Genomic DNA, 20569 nt, shown 5'->3' with positions numbered 1-20569 from the left:
ATGACCTGGACTTTGAAAAACAAAGACTGGTTTAAGGAGAAAGATGCCAAGGTATTTATAGTGGATACTACCCTAAGGGATGGAGAACAAACGGCTGGGGTGGTTTTTTCCAATGAAGAAAAGATCCAGATTGCGCGTTACCTGGACCAGATCGGCGTTGATCAAATCGAAGTAGGAATACCGGTTATGGGCGGCGATGAAAAAAAATGTATTCAGGAGATAGCCGGAATGGGTCTTAATTCCAGTATTATGGCTTGGAATCGGGCAGTAATATCAGATATAAAGGCATCCCTGGAATGTAATGTAGATGCTGTGGCTATTTCTATTTCCACTTCGGATATTCATATAGAACATAAGCTGCAAACTACGCGGGAGGACGTTCTGCGCCGGATGTCAGATGCGGTTAAGTTTGCCAAAGACCAAAACCTATATGTATCAGTTAATGCAGAGGACGCCTCCCGTTCTGATATTGAATACCTGACTGAATTTGCTTTGATTGCCAAGCATGCGGGAGCTAATCGTTTGCGTTTTTGTGATACGGTAGGCACTCTTGATCCGCTGACCACATTCAGGTATGTCAAAACACTTCGTGATGCGGTGGGTTTGGATATTGAAATGCATACCCACAACGATTTTGGCATGGCTACGGCTAATTCTTTGGCAGGTGTCTACGCCGGGGCTAATCATGTTGGTGTAACTGTCAACGGTTTAGGTGAGAGGGCGGGCAACTCCTGCCTGCAGGAAGTGATTATGGGCCTTAAGTATTTAATGGGAATTAATGTTGGCTATAACACCACTATATTTCGCGAAGTGGCCCAATATGTTGCGGAAGCCTCCGGAAGGGCCTTGCCGGTCAGCAAACCTATTGTAGGTTCCAATATATTTGCTCATGAATCAGGCATCCATGGTGACGGGGTATTAAAAAACCCCTTAACTTATGAAGTCTTTAAACCGGAAGAAGTAGGTTTGGAGAGGCAGATCATTATCGGAAAACATTCCGGATCGGCTTCCATCCGCTCCAAATTCCGGGAGTACATGATAACACTAAGCGATCAGGAAGCTGCGGATATTTTAGCTTTGGTACGGCAGATGTCGATCGACAAGAAAAGATCGCTTTTTGACAAAGAACTTATGTATATCTATGAAGAATATATACAGGCCCAAAAGCAATCATCATAATCATTATACAAGGCTTAAGAAAAGCAGTTTGCCTAGATCCTTAATCGCTTAATATTATGGGGGAGGTAATAAGTAATTGGTTAAAGGTGAGAAAATAAGTGTAGTAGACGGTGTATTAAATGTTCCGGATAATCCTATTATTCCTTTTATTATTGGAGACGGAACCGGTCCCGATATATGGGCGGCTGCTTCCCGAGTAATCGATGCGGCAGTAGAAAAAGCCTATGGAGGTAAAAAATCCATAGTATGGAAAGAAGTTCTCGCCGGTGAGAAGGCATATGATATGACAGGCGAATGGTTACCCCAGGAAACCCTGGATGTAATCAATGAATATATTATTGCCATCAAAGGACCTCTGACAACACCCATCGGGGGTGGGATTCGCTCCCTGAATGTTGCCCTGCGACAAAAACTGGACTTATATACCTGCCTGCGGCCGGTGCGCTGGTTTAAAGGGGTTCCTTCTCCGGTTAAACGGCCACAGGATGTCGATATGGTGATCTTCCGCGAGAACACGGAAGATATATATGCCGGAATTGAGTATCCCCAGGGAAGTCCGGAAGCCAAGAAACTATTACGATTTCTGCAGGAGGAGCTGGGGGTTGATAAAATTCGTTTTCCGCAGACATCAGGCCTGGGTATTAAACCGGTTTCTAAAGAAGGGACCAGACGTCTGGTCAGAGCCGCCATTGAATATGCGCTTACCCAGGGCCGCAAAAGTGTGACCTTGGTTCATAAGGGAAATATCATGAAGTATACCGAAGGTGCTTTCAAACAGTGGGGCTATGAACTGGCCGAACAGGAATATGGCGACCAGGTGTTTACCTGGAATCAATATGATCAGATCAAGGAGCGCGAGGGCGCCCAGGCAGCAGAAGCAGCTCAGAGTCAGGCTGAAGCAGCGGGTAAAATAATTATTAAGGATGCCATTGCCGACATCTTCCTGCAGCAAATCTTAACCCGCCCCGCTGAATTTGAGGTGGTGGCCACCCTTAACCTGAATGGCGATTACATATCAGATGCCCTGGCAGCACAGGTGGGAGGCATAGGTATTGCCCCCGGGGCCAATATTAACTACGAGACCGGCCATGCCATTTTTGAAGCTACCCATGGTACGGCACCCAAGTATGCCGGACTCGACAAGGTAAATCCATCCTCTGTGCTCTTGTCCGGAGAGATGATGTTACGCCATCTTAAATGGAACGAAGCGGCCGATCTTATCATCTCCTCCATGGAAAAAACCATTGCCAGCAAGGTAGTAACCTATGATTTCGCCAGGCTGACCGAGGGGGCTACCGAAGTAAAATGTTCTCAGTTTGCCGATGAACTTATTAAGAATCTGACCTAAAAAACAAAAAAACTTCCAGGGCCTGATGTATGAATATACATCGGGTTCTTTTTTAAACAGTTCCCAGGCATCGGTAAATTAAATTCGTTCAATAGCGGCTTAGGCAGGCCTTGCGGGTAAGAACGAGGACGGGTGGAATATAATACTTGGTTGTCCTAAAGAGCCCGGCTTTTTTAATGCAGTCAACATGATTACAGGGAGGCATATGTTATGGCTAAAAACAGAATCGTCAGAGTGCCTTTGCGGTTTGCTAACAGCTACCTCTTAATCGGTGAGAAAACAATTATCATCGATACAGGAGATCCCGGTTTTGACCGCCACATATTAAATGCCCTTCAATCCCAGGGTCTAAAACAATCCGATGTCAGTTTGATATTTTTAACCCATGGGCACATTGATCATTTTGGCAGTGTCTACGAATTAAAAAAACATTTGGATGTTCCAGTGGCCATTCAAACCATTGATGAACCGTATCTGACCAACGGTACGCAAGCTCCTTTATATCCTCAGAATGCCCTGGCCGGTTTCATCAAAGCAGTTGGCCAGGATATGCAGGTCAAAAAACGATATGGACTGAAAGCAGACGTGGTGTTTGATGATGAACTGGATTTAAATGATTATGGAGTGGATGCCAAAGCCTTGGCAACGCCCGGTCATACCCTGGGCTCATCTTCAGTCGTCTTAAATACGGGAGAAGCCCTAGTGGGGGACTTGTTGGTTCATAGGTATTTTTTCTTTGGACAGCCTGTCAAACCGCCCTTCATGCATGATGCCCGGAAATACTCCGCCAGTATGCGCAGACTGCTAAATATGGGGGTTACAGAATTTTACCCCGGCCATGGCAAGCCTATACATAAACAGGAATTAAACGCCCAATACAGAAGTATTGAGCCTGTTTAATAAATTCAACCCAAGATATCTAGCCTACAATTTCCGAATTCAGACGGGTATTGATTTGTTGATAAGAAGCCGCGATTTGGTTAAACAATTGCGAGATTTTATGATGTTGCTGATTCTGGCTGGCCTGCTCGATTAAGGCGGCTATTTCGGATATCTGTAAAAAACCGTACATACCGGCTGTACCCTTGATGGAATGGCTTATATACTGGATGTTTTTCAGATCATGCCTAGTGATTGCTTCCTGCAGTTCATCCAGCATTTCTTTCAACAATTCCATGAACTCGGGAATCAGATCCTCTATCAGCTGATTGGATATGCTTGCCTCACTGGGTCTTTGCACAAATTCTGTATTTAATTGATTTTTGATCTCCTGAACCAGTTCGGCCGATTTAAAAGGTTTAGCCAAGTAAGAGTTACAACCGCAGGCCAGGCATTTTTCGCGGTCACTGCTTAAAGCATTGGCGGTTATGGCAATGATGGGAATATGCTGCCAGAGCTGATTGGCTCGTATGAAACCGGTTGCTTCATACCCATCCATAATAGGCATCTGCATGTCCATTAGGATAAGATCAAAATTACTTTGCTGAAGGATATTGAGACATTCCAAACCATTATTGACGCACTCCACTTCAAATCCATAACTAAAAAGCATCTGTACTATCAGTTTTTGGTTCAACTCATTATCTTCTACCACCAGAATCCTGATGGGCAGGAAAAAATTATGCAGATTATCGTCACTATCCATAGGATATATGGTATTACCGGCTTTTTCTTCCCCGGCATAAGTATTTACAGGAATACGAAAAGCAAAAGTAGTACCCTGGTTCTCTACGCTGTTTACCCATATTTCACCATCCATCAGGCCAATCAGTCTTTCGCATATATACAAACCCATTCCAATACCTCCGAATTCCCGACAGGAGGAGCTATCTGCCTGAGTAAAACAGTTAAAAATGCTGTTTAGCTTGTCTGCCGGAATACCAACGCCGGTGTCTTGCACAGAAAACAACAGAAAATCACCCTGAAGGTTCGTCTCCATAATCGCTTTTACATCAATCAATCCCGAGGGGGTAAATTTAATCGCATTGATAAGCAGATTAGTTATCACCTGACGTAGTTTTAATTCATCAACGCAAACCAGGGGTGGAAAAGCTGGATCTATATATAGATCCAGGTTTAGATTTTTAACCTTTAAGTTACTGTCCAGAACAGCCACAGTTTTCCTAATCACTTGGGGCAGGTTTACCGGATTTAGTTTCAAGGTATCGGCGCCTAAATCGATCTTGGATAAGTCCAAAATATCATTAATAAGGTTTAAGAGTTGTTCCCCGCATTCCTTTATAGTATTAAGATGCTGATGCTGATCAAAATTAAGGTCGGTATTGCTCAGCAGATCACTCGAACCTAAGATGCCGATCATGGGAGTACGCAGTTCATGGGTCATATTAGTCAGGAACTGGTTCTTGGACAGGTTAGCCAGGTCAGCATTATGACGGGCTTCGATCAGTTCTGTAATGTCAGTCGATACTACCGCTATCTGAAAAGGCTCATCCTCCGATGAGAGGGGATAATACCTATGCAGGAAAGTTTTGTCCTGTCCGTTAATTTTAATCAGGGATTGTTCTTCCAGGATCTGGCCTGATAAAAGACTGTTTTTTATTTTCTCCAGTCTGTATCGCTTAATCGGGAAGGCTTCATTTTTGAAAATACAATCGGCCGACTGTGACAAGGAAAAAATACTGCGGGCATATCCGTTAGAGTATAGGATTTTGCCGTTCAGATAAATGATCAAAATACCTTCCTGACAATTATTCTCCAGCAGGTTGTCGATTTTCTCAAGGAAGCGCGGCGAAGCCTGAACCACATGGCTTAATAATCCTGAGTCGTGGGTGATACGGCGGCTATGGAAATGAATAATGATCAGGACACAGGCGGCCAGCAAGGTAATAATGACAGCCAGGAAGGTATTATTTAACAGTGGGATGCTGGGCAGCCAGGGCAAAGCGGATAAAGCTTTGACCCAGACTAATACGATAATAGCAGTTATGAAATAAGGTATGGAATTTTTAATATCGTTTATGATCATATTAAAGCCCTCCATATTATGTTAAATAAATACAATATATTATTAAAGCCAAGATCAGGATACAATATTTGCAGCAAAAAACTTGTCCCCTTGTGTTATAAAATACTTAATATTTTTGAGTTTTACTGGCGAATTGTAGGGGTATAATTACCAATTAGGCGATATGAGGAAAAATCGGTCTTAAATATAACGTTTGCACAGGTGTGTAAATTAAAATTATTCGCTAAAAAAAGGATATGTGATACTATTTGTGAGCTTAACTAAAAATAGAGGCGGATTTCGCTGTTTTAATAGACCCAGATAACACAGATCAGACAGATTTACACAGATTATTTTTATTTTGATATTCCTATCAGTAGTCCCTGAAGGGGGCAACCTTAATAGGACCCGGCAATTTGCAGGAAATGTCCTCCGGCCGTTTCGTATCACGCTACTATTTTGATAGTTGATCGTGCCTTGGGGATATGGGTGGTGCTAGTAATAAATAGATTTTAGCCCTAAAATAGTATTAAACCTAAAAACTTGTCTGGTTAATGCAAGAAAATCCTGACCGGCTGCGTAGTTAATTAAACAGGCAGTTAAACCACCGATAAGGAGGCCTTATCGTTTTCGGCCACCGAAGTAGGGCTGCCTATTTTTGCTCACAGGCAGCCGCCCTGATGGGTGAAAAACCCTGAATTAAAATGAAGGGGGCGAAATTTTAGTATTTAAATTATCAGTTTTAGTATAAGGAGGAAGCAGTGCATGCCTAAACACAAAACCAGGAAAATGACTGCAGCCGTTTGCGCATTTGCCCTGGCTACCTGTATGGCTGTTAGTCCTGCCGAAAAAGCAGTCTCAGCCAACGAATCCTCAAATGATATCAGGATAAACATAAATGACCAGCCGGTTGTATTTACGGATCAATATCCGGTAAATATTGATGGCAGAATCTATGTCCCGCTTAGGGTAATAGGTGAAGACCTGGGTGCCAAGGTAGATTGGGTTGAGAGTACCCGGCAGGTGCTGATTAATTGGAAAAAAGAAAACACCCCCAGTTTAATTACGCCATCACCGAGCGGAGAGGTGCAAATAATAATTGACGGGCGTCTGTTAAATATCCCTGCAGGTTATGGCCAACCTTACATAATTAAATCATCCGGACGGACTATGATACCCCTGCGGGCTGTTGGGGAAGCCTTAAGCTGTCAAATAGAGTGGAACAACCTAAACGGGCTGGCTGTAAACATAACAAAACCGCTTTCGGATGATATTATTGCACCGGTAGAAGAGCCGCGGCCAGTAGAATCGCCAGAACCAGTCAAACCACCGATTGATCCGGCTGACAGTCAACTCTTAAAGGATCTGGCAGACTATAGAACTAATCTTAAACTAATGGATGGATCGGTAATCAATTCAGCTATCCTTTCGACAAAAGAGCCTGGCAACTATACGGCGGAGCAATTGTCGATTTTTAGAACCTATCGGGAACAATTAAGCAAGTACGGTTCAACCCTGCTGCTTCCCAATGGTCAGACGACAAATGCAGCCGATATTAGTATAATGGGCAATTCCTACCTGACTGCCGATCAACTAAGAAGCTGGATTGCGGCCGAAACTCCCCGGCTGAAGGATAAAGCTGCCGCTAACGGCCTGCAATTCAATGAAATTCCAGACCTAGCCGATTTATACATAAAAATCGGAGCCGAATACGGTATTAGGGGAGATTTGGCCTTCTGTCAAGCCGCCAAGGAAACCGGTTATTGGCAGTATACCGGGGATGTGCAGCCGTGGCAGAATAACTATTGCGGATTATGGGCAACCGGTAGCCCCTTTGGCGGCATGGATACCCTGAAAAAGGCGGAGCTGGATTCACTAAATAGGTGCGACCCGAATCAGATACGCTTAGAAAAAGGCATTCACGGAGCTATCTTTGCAACTCCGGAGGCGGGAGTTGAAGCTCATATTCAGCATCTTTATGCATATGCCACCAAAAGCCCCTTGCCGGCCGGCAAGGTTTTGGTAGACCCGCGCTTTGTTTTGGTAAACAAAGGCATAGCGCCAACCTGGCTGGGACTTAATGCCCGCTGGGCCGTCCCGGGAACTACGTACGGACAAAGCATCATTTATGATTATTGGTGCAAAGCCGCCCGATAATTGGCACGGCAGACCTAAACTGCGCTGCCTCAAATAAGGAGTAAGGGATTAAGTGCAGTCTGTCTTAATTCCTCCCCAGGCATGGTGTCGTTATAGTATTAGAAATAAGAAACAGTTGCCATTTGGCAACTGTTTCTTTTATTTATCCCTTTTATTAAAAATTGTTATTTGGCAGCATTAGCGGCTTTGGTCAAGGGACCAAAGGGTGAGCCTACTGGCAGTACGGTAATACCGTAGTGACTATTTAAAACTGCCGCCGCTGAACCATAGAAAGATACTATCGCTATTCCCAGCTCCGAGAAAGCCGCCAGCATATGCCAGAATTCGCCGCCCCAGCCCAGGGTGGACATAAACAGACCCAGGAAGAGCAAATCAATCAGTGCGAAAATAATAAACAGGACTTTGCTTGCCCCCATGGCACCTATAGTCATGTACATAGTAAAAATAAAATAGCCCAAAAACGCAAAACCTAATTGGTGGATATCCAATGTTGCACCAGCGGCCTGCATGCCAAACATGCCGTTATTGATCATCCAGGTCATAGCTACTCCAAACCAAAAGAAACCATAACCACAAAATGCTGTGGCTCCAAAAGTATTATTATGTTTGTAATCAAGAATGCCGGCTACAAATTGGGCTGTAGCTCCCAGGAAAAGAGCCCAGGGTATAAGCAGTGCAGTACCTTCCGTAATGCCTAATTTCTGCGTAGAAGCTACCAGAGTGATAATAGCCAGTCCAAATAAGCCTAAAGGCGAAGGATTGGCTACTAATTCTTGGACATGACCCGTAACCTTGATCTCGGAAACTGAATTTGCATTTGTTTTAGACATAATTCCCTCCACATAACATATTTTTGGTTTGTCTACCCATTTTCACCAATCGATTACTGAATAACACGAATGAAAAATAAATCGTCTGTGTCTTTTTATAAGCGCCGACTTTTTCCATTCGTATTCCGGCTATTTGTCTCCTCCTTTCCCCCCTAAACTACATAATTAAAATTCAACAAAAGTTTAATAAATCCTGTTTTTTAAGCAAATTGTGTTAAGAATTGGATAATTAACAAAATATTTAACCAATTTACGGTGATTAACCAGCAAAATTATTAAAGAAAAAACAAATCCCAAAATAAGTAATAGATAGACGAAATGAATTTATGAAATAAATATCGAATTAAAAAATCATTTTGAATTATTTGAAAATATCTGCAAAAAAGGAGGAATCGCTAAATTAACCTAGAAAATACTTTGTAGATTCTCATCTGTGAAATAATGGCTATAGGCTAGTGGGAGCAAAATAAACTATAAATCCAACACTATTGGTAAACACAATATAAAAGAAAAATAAAACTTAGAACAACAACTTTTGAAAATGAACCTATCCTGTAATTAAGGGGGGGTGGTAGACACTTTATTCAGTGTCTATTTCTAATTTAGTGCTATGGGAGGGATTGCATTAGCAATCCGGGTAAGTTAAACATAATGGGGGGAATGTAAAACATGTCAGCTAACTTTGCCTATTTAAATGCCAGGGATCTTAAATTTATCTTAAAAGAATGGTTACCTACCGAGGAGATATTTGCGTATCCGCAGTATGCTGATTATTACTCCAAAGAAGATCTCGATTCAGTTCTGGATCCCTGTTTGAAAATGGCCAAGGAATTAATAGAGCCAAGCAACGAAGATGGCGATAGTCATCCCTGCCAATTTGCAAATGGCAAGGTTATTACGCCGCCTACTTTTGGGCCGCTGTTTCATAAGCTGCAGGAAGAAGGCTGGGGCACCAGCAACATAGATGATTCAGAAGATGCCATGGTTTTGCCCAAGGTATTGCTTTCGGCTGTCTGGGAAATGTTTTTGGCGGCCAATCCAACCTTTCTCCCTTATATAATATTAACCTGCGGAGCTGCCGAGCTTATTCGTGATTTTGCCACTGAGGAAGTCAAGGAAATGTTTCTGCCTAAGATGATGGATGGAAGCTGGTCGGGAACCATGTGTTTGACTGAACCCAGTGCCGGTTCCGATGTAGGGGATATCCTTTCCAAGGCTTATCCTACCGATAATCCGCGCATTTTTAGAATAAAGGGATCCAAGATGTTTATTACCGGCGGAGACAATGATTTTACCGAAAACATTGTCCATCTTTACCTGGCGCGTATCGAGGGTGCCAAGCCGGGAACCAAGGGGATTTCATTATTTGTAGTCCCGAAATACTGGGTCAATGAGGATGGCAGCCTGTCGGATAACGATGTTCAAACTACCGGTATTGAACATAAGCTGGGGATGTATGGGTCGGTTACAGCTTCCTTAAGTTTCGGGGAAAACAATGGCTGCCGGGGGTGGCTGTTGGGTGCTAATTCCATGGAGAATGACGGGGTAGGCGAAGGTATGGCTCAGATGTTCCAAATGATGAACGGTGCGCGTATGGAAACCGGACATTCGGCTTTGGCCTGTATAGCCAATGCCTATTATAATGCCCGCGATTATTGCAAAGACAGGATTCAGGGCCGTTTAATAACCGATCCCAAGTCGGGTCGGGTAACGATTATTAACCATGAGGATATCAAACGCACCCTTTTGATGGGCAAGGCCCACATTGAGGCCATGCGGGCTATGATGTACCGAACCTATTTTGCTTTTGACATTAAGCATAATGACCTTGATCCGGAAAAACGCCAAAAGGCCAGCAATCTTATTGAGGTAACCACGCCTTTATGCAAGGCTTATCCCAGTGATGAAGCCTGGTGGCTGATCGGTGAAGCGATTCAAGCCTATGGCGGATACGGTTATTGTGAAGAATACCCGGTAGCCCAGATCGCCCGGGATGTTAAGATTTATTCTATTTGGGAAGGAACCAACTTTATACAGTCCATGGATCTGGTGGGACGTAAATGGATGATGGGGAAAGGGGCGGTATTCGCAGAGTTCCTCCAGGAGATGAGAGATTTTTGTGAAGCCCATAAAGCAACGGTGGAGGCAGCTGCCGGCGGAGAAGCAGGACTGCCGGATTTAAGCCTAGGCAAGGAGTTTGCAATCCTGGAAAGGGCCTTGGAATCTTATTCCCAACTGCAGATGGCAATCGGCGGATACATGGGCCAGAAAAAAGTGGGTATGCTACCTCTGTATGCCCGCCGTATTCTTACTGCTACTTCCCAATTGTACGCGGGCAGGTGCATCTTGGATCAAGCCGTGTTGGCCAGTAGAAAGGCTCAGGAATTAGGCCCGGATCATTATGATTATAATTTTTATATCGGCAAGATCATGTCGGCCAAATATTATCTGCGCAACGTTGTGCCAAACGTATGGGCAGTAGCGGATATTATTAAAGATGGGGATTGTTCGGCGCTTGATATACCGATTGGAGCCTTTGACTATTAGATTATATTAAGTATTGGCTAGATTTATATTTGGATATATATTGAGCGATTCCGCAGAATTAAAGTACGCGGATTATACGTCAAACTAAATAGCTGCCCGGCACTCAATCTGAATGCCGGGTGTAGCGTTTTTAGAGCAGATGCATCTTTTTGGCTTCAAAGGTCAGTTGATCTCTGAAATCGGGATGGGCTATGGCTATCAATGCTTTGGCACGATAGCTCATATCACAGCCTTTTATAGATGCGATACCGTATTCAGTCACAATATTGTCGACCTCACTGCGAGGTGTAGTTACAACTGCTCCCGGGGTTAAGATGGGATTTATACGCGAGTGCATTTTGCCATCCTTATCGGTGAAGGTAGAATAAAGGGTTAAATATGATTGGCCGCCTTTGGAGCGCCAGGCACCTTGTATAAAATCGAGCTGACCCCCTACCGCGGAATATTGCTTGTAGCCAATCGATTCGGAACAGCATTGTCCTGTCAAATCAACCTCCAGGGTAGCGTTAACCGATATCAGATTGTCATTTTTGCCTATGATGTATGGATCGTTGACATAATCAGCACTATACATTTCTACAAAAGGATTTCTATCAATGAAATCATAAAGCTTCTTGGAGCCCATAGCAAAGGAGCCGATCATCGTATTCTTATGAAAATTCTTTTTAGCACAGGTGATTACTCCCGCTTCATAAAGATCAACCATGGAATCTGTAATCATTTCCGAATGAACACCTAAATTTTTTTTGTTGCTTAAATATTTGGCAACTGCATTGGGTACTCCGCCGATGCCTATTTGTATGCAGGCTCCGTTCGGTACCCGATCTGCAATCAACTGACCGATAATTTCATCATCCTTGTTGACTGGTATATGAGGAAGCTCCACCAGCGGGGTGTTGTGTTCGGTTAGTGCGGTTACCTCGCTGATATGATAATGGTGATTACCATATGTGGTAGGCATATTCTCATTAACTTCCAGGATAAGGTCGCGGAAATTGCCGCTTCTCCAGGCTCCCCAGCTTAGATCTGCATGGGAGCCTGAACTGAAGAAGCCGTGTTCATCCATAGGTGATACTACGGCTGTGACTATAGATTTATTCACGTATGGTATGAGTTCGGTGGTAATTCTGACAGCTTGGCCCAGACGGTTGGACATATATGAATATATGCCGTTATGGACTCCTTGGCGTACAGCTACGCCCACAAAGCTGCTATTCAAAGTCATCCGGTCTTGTATATCGGGACTAAGAATATCCAGCCATTTTGCATCTATCCCGGCCGTATAAAAAATATCTTTTAGTTCATTGGCCCTCACCCTTTTGGCAACGGCATTCATAAATGCCTCAGGCTGACCGTTGCCGAGCGGGGCTGTGATGCCATCCCCGTCCTGAACCAACCGGGCGCAATCATCTGCACTACGTAATTTCTGGCGGTATAGTTCTTCGTATTTACTGACCATTCCTATCACCTCCGTTATTGTATATCAATTATTACGCTGTTAAACTGCCTTTATTTGTGGTGCAGGCTAGTTCTAGAAGTAAGCGGTTTATGGCAAGCCTTATATTTGCTCCCTCCCCCCTGTATATTTATAACGGTTTGCCATATAGCAATTAAAATATTATTACTATAATAAATTTGACAAATTAAAGTTGTTTCCTGCAACCATCGACAGAAATATTTAGATGTAATAATATTTTGAGCTGTCATATAATCACTACTCAAGCAGGAACGGCAAGAACATTGATCCCTATCAGTAATTTCCACTCAGAAAAGGGTATTTATCCGTTTGACCATAATTGTAAAAGCGTGTAGAGCTTTAGTTGGATGGCATCCAGACATTTGTCCAGGTTGTCCGGATCTGAAGGAGAGGAAATAAAATGCTGGATATTTTCTTTTAGTTCTTGATTAGGGCTGTTTTTGAGCAGCCTATAAAGATACTGCGGGCTGTTCTGCCAGCCATTTAAAAATTCGACTGTCTCAAAACTATTAAAAATGGCGGTGTCTGCAGGAGAACGCAGGGTAATCCTAGCGGTTAACATGTTTAGCCATAATTCGGATATGAGCGGAAGATTTCCTGGCAACGCCTGAAAAACCATGGCTGCAGGCCAGTTAAAGTTTTCGGGCCGGGGTGCATATCGGTATTTTTCATAGATGGCTAGTGACACATTGTGAAAATCTGGTTCAGGATGAAGATCGTGATTAGCTAGGCGAGCTATTTTATAGGAACCGTTTAGATCAAGTTCCAGATTAGCGGTATCAAAAGGTATTTTTGTCAGCACCGGGCGGTTTATTAAGGGATCAAATTTCTGCAGGTAAAAATCATAGGGGTATACAATGCGCAGATTTCGGGGTCTTAGCGGTCCAAAATCCGGCCCGCTATAACGCAAACCTTTTAAAACCATGTCGGAGATATCTTGGGGACTAAGGGGTTGCAGCCCCGGGCATGATTGAAACTCAGACAGAAATTGGCCGTCATTCCTTAAATTATTTTCGTATAAAATATGGTTAAAACCCCATCCGTGGTTGGAGTATAGACCCAGTCGTTTGGCGGTATCCTGCAAGTCTTTAATGCTACCCCAGCCCTGAAATTCCAGGGTAGCAAACGATTCATTCATGGATATAAAGGAGTAGTCCAGTTGTTTATTATTTCCGCTTACCAAGAGCAGATCTCCTGGTATTTCAAACTGGGGGTTAAGTGCCAGATAGCCCATGACCAGAGACAGTGACCGGGGAATAATATTACATTGCGCAATGCCGTATTGATGGAGAAGTATATCTATTATGGTTGACCTGGTAAAGCAATCATAGCAAAAGGGGGTGGCTAGGCTGATATTGTTATAGTCACCCTTGGTTAAGTCCAATTTTTGAAATAGATTCTGCCAGTAATCCCTGATCATATCGGCAGTATAAAGATGATTTGCCAACATATATGGCGATTTGCCCTTCGGGTTTTGAGTTAAACCCAGATCCAAAAACTTGTGCATACGGTTTATGATCCTTTCCGGGTGACAAGTAGGTGCGGGATAAGCTCCTCATAGAGTTCATCCAGTTTAAATATAAATATGTCGCCATCTTCTTCGCTAATAATATAATCCTGCTCAAGAGATTCATTTCCCATAATTTTCGAGCTATCCAAAAGGTGGATATAACGAGCCGGGAATAGTTCACCCTGATTAATAGGAATATGTTCAACCCGTACATCCATATCTTTAAAATTACGTTTTATGTTGCGAGGTGCCAGGGTACGAGCCAATTCATTTTTAATATCCTGCAAAAGCTGCAGATAGGAATCCATATTTTCCAGCATAATTTCGTATTGCTGCTTTAGCCTGACCGCATGCTCTTCTTTGGCCTGCAGAAAATCTAACTGTTCCTCAAATAATGAGAGTTGTTTGTACAAACGAATTAGTTCCGCTGCTAAAAAGGTTCCCGGAGGTATGTGGCCTGATTCTAATACTTCTTTAAAGCCGGGCTGTGCCTTTGCTAAAGTAAGGGATGCTGAGGTATAGAAATTCTCAAAGCTAGGTTGTGCAGATTCACTCAGGTTTTTGATCAGATCCTGTAAAGACTGAGCCGTATGGCTGGACAGATCGCGTAATTGTTTAATTGCTGGTTCGGCCTGCACCTCTATTAGCTCGGGCAGGTCAAATATAACCTGTTTGCAGTTTCCTGAATCGGGAATCGATTTTTCTAAAATATAAAGCAGTGATTGCAGCCAGTTTTCGCACATTTTACAGGTTTGCAGGGTGTTTTTGCGGTCGTTTTTTTCTGCGTAAACGTTTAACAGTTTAAAATAGAGGTTCAGTTGGTTGTGAAGATGCTGTTTATACCAATTCATAAGACCTGTCGAAGTTTTTTTGTTGGCCAGACCGGCCTGCAGTTTTTCCAGTTCCTTAAGGATGTTACTGTTGGCCGCCAGGCAGGGGTCGTCGTTTTGCTGCAGGTTGACCAGCAGTCTTATTATCAGCTCCAGATTGATCAAGAAACGCTTATAGTCCCTGACAAAACGGTTATTATCCGGTTCCCAGATGCGTAACAGGCTATGCCAGGCTGCCTGAAAGGGATATTCGTTAAGGCTATTTAACAACTGCCGGTCGTTTAGATGGTGCAGGCAGCCGTCCAAGAGGTTTGCAAAGCCAAGCAGATTAAGCTGCAGATCTTTTAAGGCATACAGTAGTTCCACGGTACGTTGATCCCGCCCGCGCTTGGAAGCAAGCAGCAGTTCATTGATAGATTCCCGATTGGATTTAAGCAGTTTACTGCCGCTTTTGATACGGTTATATATTATAGCGACCCGCTTAAGGTTTAGAATTATATCCTCTTTTAATCGGGCTTCCTCGCGGCCAATTCGGTACAGGGCCTTAATTTCATTTTCCAGCTGGGACTTGTATAGGGGGAAGATACGATCGTGAAAACTCTGGTAGTAATACGTATTTATGTCTAAAAGATAAGCTTCCAAGGCATCCGGTTCCAGACCGGATACCTCGTATTTATGACTTTGAGACTGTATTTCTTCTTTTATTAGGTTTAGCAAGGAATATAATTCATTGTAATATACCCGCACATCCGGTTCTGGAAATACCAATTAAAACACCCCCAAAAATAAGCGTAGATCCAACGGATGCCCATAATGGCAATTATCTTTTCCGCTCAGGGAGGCGGCCGGGTTGGTACCATTGAGATTATAAAGCCCTGCCGGAGAATAGCTGTTCCTGGTTTGCCATATCCTATTTGCTTCTTGTCTGTTCTGTTCATCGATCCCCGGTGTCATTTGGTTAATAATCTCTCGGTTTAAAAAAAGCGGACTGGGAATCCAAGCAAATAATTGCATATAGTTGTTTAAGATAAGGGTATAGTTTTCCCGTGAAAAGTCCAGCAGCTGATTCTTCTCCAGGTAACGCAATATTTCCATGGTAACATAGGCTTCGTGCGGACTTAATTGCAGCTGCATATTGTTAAGCAGACGGGTTAGTTCTTCCGATGATACTTCAAACGGCTGCAGCATCATTTTTAGCATAATATCGATATCATCATCCGCCTGATTAAAATTACGGCAAGTATCTGCAAGTTCAAGCAGGGTATATTGAAGATTTCCTGAGTGATGGGCAATTAAGTTCTGATATAGTTCCAAAAATAAGAGCGTTTTTTTATCGGGAATAAGGCCCGGGAAAAATACCTGATAGATATTGCCTGCTTTACGGAATGCTTCCACAGGATAGGCCAGCAGTGCATACATGGACAAGGTTTTATGCAGTACCCGGCTTAAATTTCTGGTTATTAAAACACGGTTCTGAGGTTCTATATATTTCCGGGTCTGCTCCTTTTCATAAATTGCCCTAAGCAGCGCCAAGGAGTCTCCTAATAATCCGGCCGAAAACAAAAGCTGGGCAGTTTCGATTAAAGTTTCGCTGCGTTCAGTTTCATTTGGGTTTACGTTATTTTGGGGGGAGCAGGTTTGAATATTGGCCAGGGCCTGTTTGATGGTAACGATCTTGTCACCATACAGTCCCGGATATGGCGAATTTCTATCTGGTAAGTTATTTAAACCATAGTTTGCGTCCTGATGAGACAACGTTAAGAGCTCGGTTTGACGGTCTTTTAATAGCTTTCGCAATGATTTATTGGCGGTTCTTGCCAACAGGTATTCACAATCTTCCAATTCAAGGGTCTGCAAAACATCCGTATAGTCAGGTATAAAATCTTCCCGGAAAATGTTAATTAGAAACTGCAAATGGCTGGGTGCTGGTTTCTCCTGTTTAATCAGCCCGGGCAGAGAATGCCAAAAATCCTCTACCAGCCCCTGGGATTCGGCCAGCAGGGCGGATTGTACCTGCAAACTGTTCATGTTCAGGAAAACGATGCTGAAAAAAGTTTGCTTACACCCGGTATATGCCAGACTATGTTTCAGAAAATTATACTGAACCCCATCTTCAATCTGTACCTGCCTGTATTCACAGAGGTGTTGACGCAACTCTTTTTTTAATTCCAGTTCTTTTTGCCAGTACAGGAACAGGTTTTCCTGGGGTAAGGCTTTTAACTTCTCCAAGATAGTTTGCATCGGGTATTCTCCCATCGTTATTTGCCATATATACTGGCATTTAATATCCGGCAGGCATTTTTGGCTTTGGGATAGTTTGCTTCAGTCAGAAAGATGTAATAATAGATTGATTTCTCCTTATTAGTAAAAATACCTCCCAGACAATCCGGGGTCAGCACTTCAATCTTATCAACATTGGATTTGCTGCCCCGCAGATAACGATAACTCTGAATACGGCTGACGAAACTATAACGGCCAATTCTTTCAAAGTGCTGCTTCAAACCCGGTTCTTTGTAAGGGTTGGCTTCTTCATATTTGTAAACCGGATCCTTCTCACGGGGAGTCGGTAAATCCAGATCATTATTATCCCCGGCAAAGAAGTTTGACCAGGAGTTAATATGGGGCAGATATACGACTTCGCCATACGTAGAATAAAGATAATCACGCAGATAGTCTGGAAATATTTCGATTGGCAAACCATCCTCAGAGAGGTCTTTGACCAGTTGGGGATTTTGCAGAAGGAAATCATAAAAATCATCCCGGCCATAACAAAATTGCGGTAATAAAGCATTATAATCCTTAAAGAGCAGGTCGGCGTATAATTTATAAAAGAGTGAATAAGATGCAGCGTCATTTACGCGTAATCCTTGTGCATAGGCCATAAGGTGAGCAAATTCTGCCTCAGTAAGCTCTTTCTTTTGCTGTACTTTGCGTAATATATACCTTATGACACTTCACCTCCGTGGGTAGGAATAACATAAATAACACAGAATTATAGTATTTACATAGCTACTTTAAAAACGACACTTAAGCCGGACAATTGCCGCTTACCGGTTCAAGGCAGGCTGAGTGCCAAGAAGCACCAGCAGTCAATGCAGATAAATATTAAAACTGGCTGAATACATAGCCCTGGGATTTAAGATCGGTGATGATCCTGGCTAGGGCCTCCGTGTCGCTGCTGGAGACGTTATGCATTAGAATAATTGCTCCAGGATGTATGTTATCGATGACGTGGCGATAGACAAAGTCAGCCCCGGGTTGTTGCCGAGGATCCCAATCCTTCCAGGCCATGCTCCAAAAAATGGTGGTGTACCCAAGTTCCTGAGTCCACTTCAGGCTGTCTGCTGAATAGTTACCCATGGGAGGTCTTAAATACTTATCCATAGGAACGCCGGTTAATTCCTGATAACGATTTTCCAGAGAAGTTATTTCTTGCTGCAGCTTTTCCTGCTTTACTGCAGCCAGATCAGGATGATTAAAGGTGTGGTTGCATACTAAGTGACCTTCGGATTGCATCCTTTTCACCAATTCCGGCTTACTTTGAATAAAATGTCCGGTAATAAAAAAAGCGGCCTTAACCTGCTGGCTTTGCAGGGTATCCAGGATAGTCGGAGTATATCCCAACTCGTAGCCACAATCAAAGGTCAAATAGATTTTATGGTCATTATTGGGTAACACATACTTTGCCTGGTTATCTGAAAGTATCTTCTGTATATCCTGGCTGACGGCTGGGGCTGCGTGCTGGCTGTTACGCATAAAATACCAGGAGCGTTTAGGTGCGGTTGATGTAGTTTGCTGGCTGCTGTCTGCGGGCGGGGGAGTTGGAGCCGGGGCAGGGTTTACCGCAGGTTGCGGCCTGTTTTCCGCAGGAGGATTGACGGTAATATTATTGTTATTAGTCCCAGAGGTTTTCTCGTTATGACAGCCGGCTGCCAGCATTATGGCAATAATAAGTATAGGCAATAATAAATGCTTCTTCATGACTTGTCCCTTCCTAATTAAAATTTCAATTTTTTTGTGCCTGGAGCACGGGACACAACCAGCCTAGCAAATAGATGCGTAATTTACGGATTGGAAACTTGATTTTCCCCGCGTAAGCTTCCGCTGCCAGGGCAGTTCTATGGCATCTGATAATTCCCAGCGGAAACTAAAGCCTGAGGTAGTATAACTGATATTATTCTGCAACTTCTTCCATTATATATTTCTATTGTACTATATTAATTTATTTACTTAGGTTGCAATTTCATATTTATTTTATTTTCGCGTAGGAGCTATATTTTTTGTAAACATGACCATAAAAAGGGATAATAAAAAATAATACAGTACATCCAAAAAGGGGATGTGGTTCCTGTGGACAATAAACTTAGGATATGGTTTTTCCCCGGCATTCTCCTTTTAATAATCGCTATGATTGGTTTGGATAACTTAAATGTTTTGAATCGGCAAGATTCGCTGCTTCGTACATATGCCAATAGTTTATTAAAAGGGCATATAGGTTCAGGATATGGCAGTGCCAAATGGCCGGATGATCCCTGGGAAAAATTGGAACCGGGTGATATTATGCTAGGCGGATGGCCAAATTGCGCTTATGGTAGGTATTCTCACGCGGGGCTTTATCTGGGCGATGGTAAAGTCCTGGAATCGTATGTGGACTGTGGTGTGTGTATCCAGTCAGTGAATCATTACAGTCAATATACCGAACTATGTCTGCTAAGGGTCAAAGCCGGCTCAGACTTGAAAGCAAAAATAGTTCGCCAGGTAGAAAAATATGAAGGCCAACTATTTTATCCGCTGGCCTTCAAGGCAGGCCAGCGTTATTGGAACTGCACCAAAATTATATGGAAGCTCTATGCTGACCAGGGAATCGATTTAGATAGCAGACAAGACCTCTGGATCTCCCCGGAAAGTTTTCTGGATGCTCCGTCAGTCTCAATAATTTACAGGAGGGGAACGGAATAATGTTTAAGGCTATCGTACGCCTATATATTATACATTTGTCGGCTATTCCGGCAATTGCCTTCAGCATGTATTTTCCTGGCCTGGATTTATTATTGGCCCTGCTATATCTTTTCCTTATATGGTTAGAGGGTTTACGCGTTAACCATGTATTGAGTCCTCTGGAGCAGGCAGTGAGCGGTTTTTTATGGCAATTACCTAGTGTTCTATTAGTTTTAGCGGTAATTTGGGAGTGGGATCTATCCCTGAATTTATCCTATTATTTAATTTTTATAATGCAAATCTGGCAAACTCCAATTTTGCCTTTTATCAGTTTAGTGCCGACCTGGATTATTAATGCCAGACCCTTTTATTACTACTTATTACTTGTGGCGGGGCCGCTGATGATACTATTTTATACAGCCCCGGCCTATAAAGGGTCGTTATTAGGCCGGGATGACAAAAAAATGAATCCGTTGGCTTAATTGTTCATCGGAAACCGGCACGACCGGCAACGATGCAAACTAATGTTTGAAAACAATTAATATGACCAACGGATTCTTGGTAGAAACAATCGCGGTAGTTTTTTAAAGGAGTAAGAGTAGCATCAAATTAGCTTTATCCCCGCAAGGAGCTTAATATGAATGCCCTGGTATATCCTTTGCAAAGAACCGCTTTCGTTTCTTGAGTATATTATGCGCAGCTTCTTGAAAGCTATTCAGGAAAAAAAACTCGCATGTTCCACGAAAAACCAGAGAAGCTTTTTTCAAGGGAATACAAATGATACAATT

General features: G+C 43.1%; 14 protein-coding genes. 6 read left to right on the top strand and 8 right to left on the bottom strand.

What is annotated here, in order from left to right; genetic code table 11:
* The 3 genes from nifV to AAV90_RS12275 all read left to right on the top strand — a co-directional run bounded on the left by nifV (position 1) and on the right by AAV90_RS12275 (position 3427).
* Positions 1–1179 (top strand): homocitrate synthase, encoded by a 1179-nt coding sequence (gene nifV, locus AAV90_RS12285; RefSeq protein ID WP_046499631.1) that lies wholly within the window; start codon positions 1–3, stop codon positions 1177–1179.
* Between the two features lie 76 nt (positions 1180–1255).
* Positions 1256–2527 (top strand): NADP-dependent isocitrate dehydrogenase, encoded by a 1272-nt coding sequence (gene icd, locus AAV90_RS12280; protein WP_046499629.1) that lies wholly within the window; start codon positions 1256–1258, stop codon positions 2525–2527.
* Between the two features lie 210 nt (positions 2528–2737).
* Positions 2738–3427: an MBL fold metallo-hydrolase gene (locus tag AAV90_RS12275; RefSeq protein ID WP_046499627.1), complete on the top strand. Its 690-nt coding sequence runs from the start codon at positions 2738–2740 to the stop codon at positions 3425–3427.
* Between the two features lie 19 nt (positions 3428–3446).
* Here AAV90_RS12275 and AAV90_RS14215 read toward each other — a convergent pair whose 3' ends face one another.
* Positions 3447–5513, bottom strand: a complete 2067-nt coding sequence (locus AAV90_RS14215; RefSeq protein ID WP_052729775.1) for a response regulator — start codon at positions 5511–5513, stop codon at positions 3447–3449.
* Between the two features lie 744 nt (positions 5514–6257).
* On the opposite strand from AAV90_RS14215, the gene AAV90_RS12265 reads away from it, so the two are divergent.
* A complete protein-coding gene (locus AAV90_RS12265; protein ID WP_198142856.1) occupies positions 6258–7649 on the top strand; it encodes a stalk domain-containing protein in 1392 nt (463 codons plus the stop codon).
* A 164-nt stretch (positions 7650–7813) separates the two neighbouring features.
* Here AAV90_RS12265 and AAV90_RS12260 read toward each other — a convergent pair whose 3' ends face one another.
* Positions 7814–8479 carry an acetate uptake transporter gene (locus AAV90_RS12260; RefSeq protein WP_046499626.1) on the bottom strand — a complete coding sequence of 222 codons (666 nt, stop codon included), beginning with the start codon at positions 8477–8479 and terminating at the stop codon, positions 7814–7816.
* A gap of 669 nt (positions 8480–9148) precedes the next feature.
* Between AAV90_RS12260 and AAV90_RS12255 the strand changes: the two genes are divergently transcribed.
* Positions 9149–11026 (top strand): acyl-CoA dehydrogenase family protein, encoded by a 1878-nt coding sequence (locus AAV90_RS12255; RefSeq protein ID WP_046499624.1) that lies wholly within the window; start codon positions 9149–9151, stop codon positions 11024–11026.
* Between the two features lie 130 nt (positions 11027–11156).
* Here the strand turns inward: AAV90_RS12255 and AAV90_RS12250 are convergent, their stop codons facing one another.
* The 6 genes from AAV90_RS12250 to AAV90_RS12225 form a co-directional block, all read right to left on the bottom strand.
* Positions 11157–12485 (bottom strand): acetyl-CoA hydrolase/transferase family protein, encoded by a 1329-nt coding sequence (locus AAV90_RS12250; protein ID WP_046499622.1) that lies wholly within the window; start codon positions 12483–12485, stop codon positions 11157–11159.
* A gap of 319 nt (positions 12486–12804) precedes the next feature.
* Entirely contained in the window at positions 12805–14010 is a 1206-nt protein-coding gene (locus AAV90_RS12245; RefSeq protein ID WP_046499620.1) for a hypothetical protein, read from the bottom strand.
* Positions 14011–14015: 5 nt separating this feature from the next.
* Entirely contained in the window at positions 14016–15611 is a 1596-nt protein-coding gene (locus AAV90_RS12240) for a hypothetical protein (RefSeq protein WP_046499615.1), read from the bottom strand.
* Entirely contained in the window at positions 15612–17084 is a 1473-nt protein-coding gene (locus AAV90_RS12235; RefSeq protein WP_046499613.1) for a hypothetical protein, read from the bottom strand.
* 17 nt (positions 17085–17101) lie between these two features.
* On the bottom strand, positions 17102–17725 hold the full coding sequence (locus tag AAV90_RS12230) for a hypothetical protein (RefSeq protein WP_046499612.1): 624 nt from the start codon (positions 17723–17725) through the stop codon (positions 17102–17104).
* A gap of 223 nt (positions 17726–17948) precedes the next feature.
* The gene (locus tag AAV90_RS12225) at positions 17949–18824 is read right to left on the bottom strand and encodes a delta-lactam-biosynthetic de-N-acetylase (protein ID WP_052729774.1); all 876 of its coding nucleotides are present in this window, start codon (positions 18822–18824) and stop codon (positions 17949–17951) included.
* A gap of 369 nt (positions 18825–19193) precedes the next feature.
* Here AAV90_RS12225 and AAV90_RS12220 point away from each other — a divergent pair, with 369 nt between their 5' ends.
* Positions 19194–19802 (top strand): YiiX/YebB-like N1pC/P60 family cysteine hydrolase, encoded by a 609-nt coding sequence (locus AAV90_RS12220; RefSeq protein WP_052729773.1) that lies wholly within the window; start codon positions 19194–19196, stop codon positions 19800–19802.
* Positions 19803–20569: the final 767 nt, after the last annotated feature.

It is taken from the genome of Syntrophomonas zehnderi OL-4 (assembly GCF_000983115.1).
In the GTDB taxonomy this organism is placed as follows: Bacteria; Bacillota; Syntrophomonadia; order Syntrophomonadales; family Syntrophomonadaceae; genus Syntrophomonas_B; species Syntrophomonas_B zehnderi.
The sequence above is the reverse complement of the archived record's forward strand: the minus strand, read 5'-3'. Positions and strand labels throughout refer to the sequence as shown.

Coding starts and splice junctions, on each gene's coding strand:
- AAV90_RS12235 (WP_046499613.1), bottom strand. CDS start 17,084: ATGCAAACTATCTTGGAGAAGTTAAAAGCCTTACCCCAGGAAAACCTG.
- AAV90_RS12265 (WP_198142856.1), top strand. CDS start 6,258: ATGCCTAAACACAAAACCAGGAAAATGACTGCAGCCGTTTGCGCATTT.
- AAV90_RS12230 (WP_046499612.1), bottom strand. CDS start 17,725: ATGGCCTATGCACAAGGATTACGCGTAAATGACGCTGCATCTTATTCA.
- AAV90_RS12250 (WP_046499622.1), bottom strand. CDS start 12,485: ATGGTCAGTAAATACGAAGAACTATACCGCCAGAAATTACGTAGTGCA.
- nifV (WP_046499631.1), top strand. CDS start 1: ATGACCTGGACTTTGAAAAACAAAGACTGGTTTAAGGAGAAAGATGCC.
- AAV90_RS12225 (WP_052729774.1), bottom strand. CDS start 18,824: ATGAAGAAGCATTTATTATTGCCTATACTTATTATTGCCATAATGCTG.
- AAV90_RS14215 (WP_052729775.1), bottom strand. CDS start 5,513: ATGATCATAAACGATATTAAAAATTCCATACCTTATTTCATAACTGCT.
- AAV90_RS12245 (WP_046499620.1), bottom strand. CDS start 14,010: ATGCACAAGTTTTTGGATCTGGGTTTAACTCAAAACCCGAAGGGCAAA.
- AAV90_RS12275 (WP_046499627.1), top strand. CDS start 2,738: ATGGCTAAAAACAGAATCGTCAGAGTGCCTTTGCGGTTTGCTAACAGC.
- AAV90_RS12260 (WP_046499626.1), bottom strand. CDS start 8,479: ATGTCTAAAACAAATGCAAATTCAGTTTCCGAGATCAAGGTTACGGGT.
- AAV90_RS12255 (WP_046499624.1), top strand. CDS start 9,149: ATGTCAGCTAACTTTGCCTATTTAAATGCCAGGGATCTTAAATTTATC.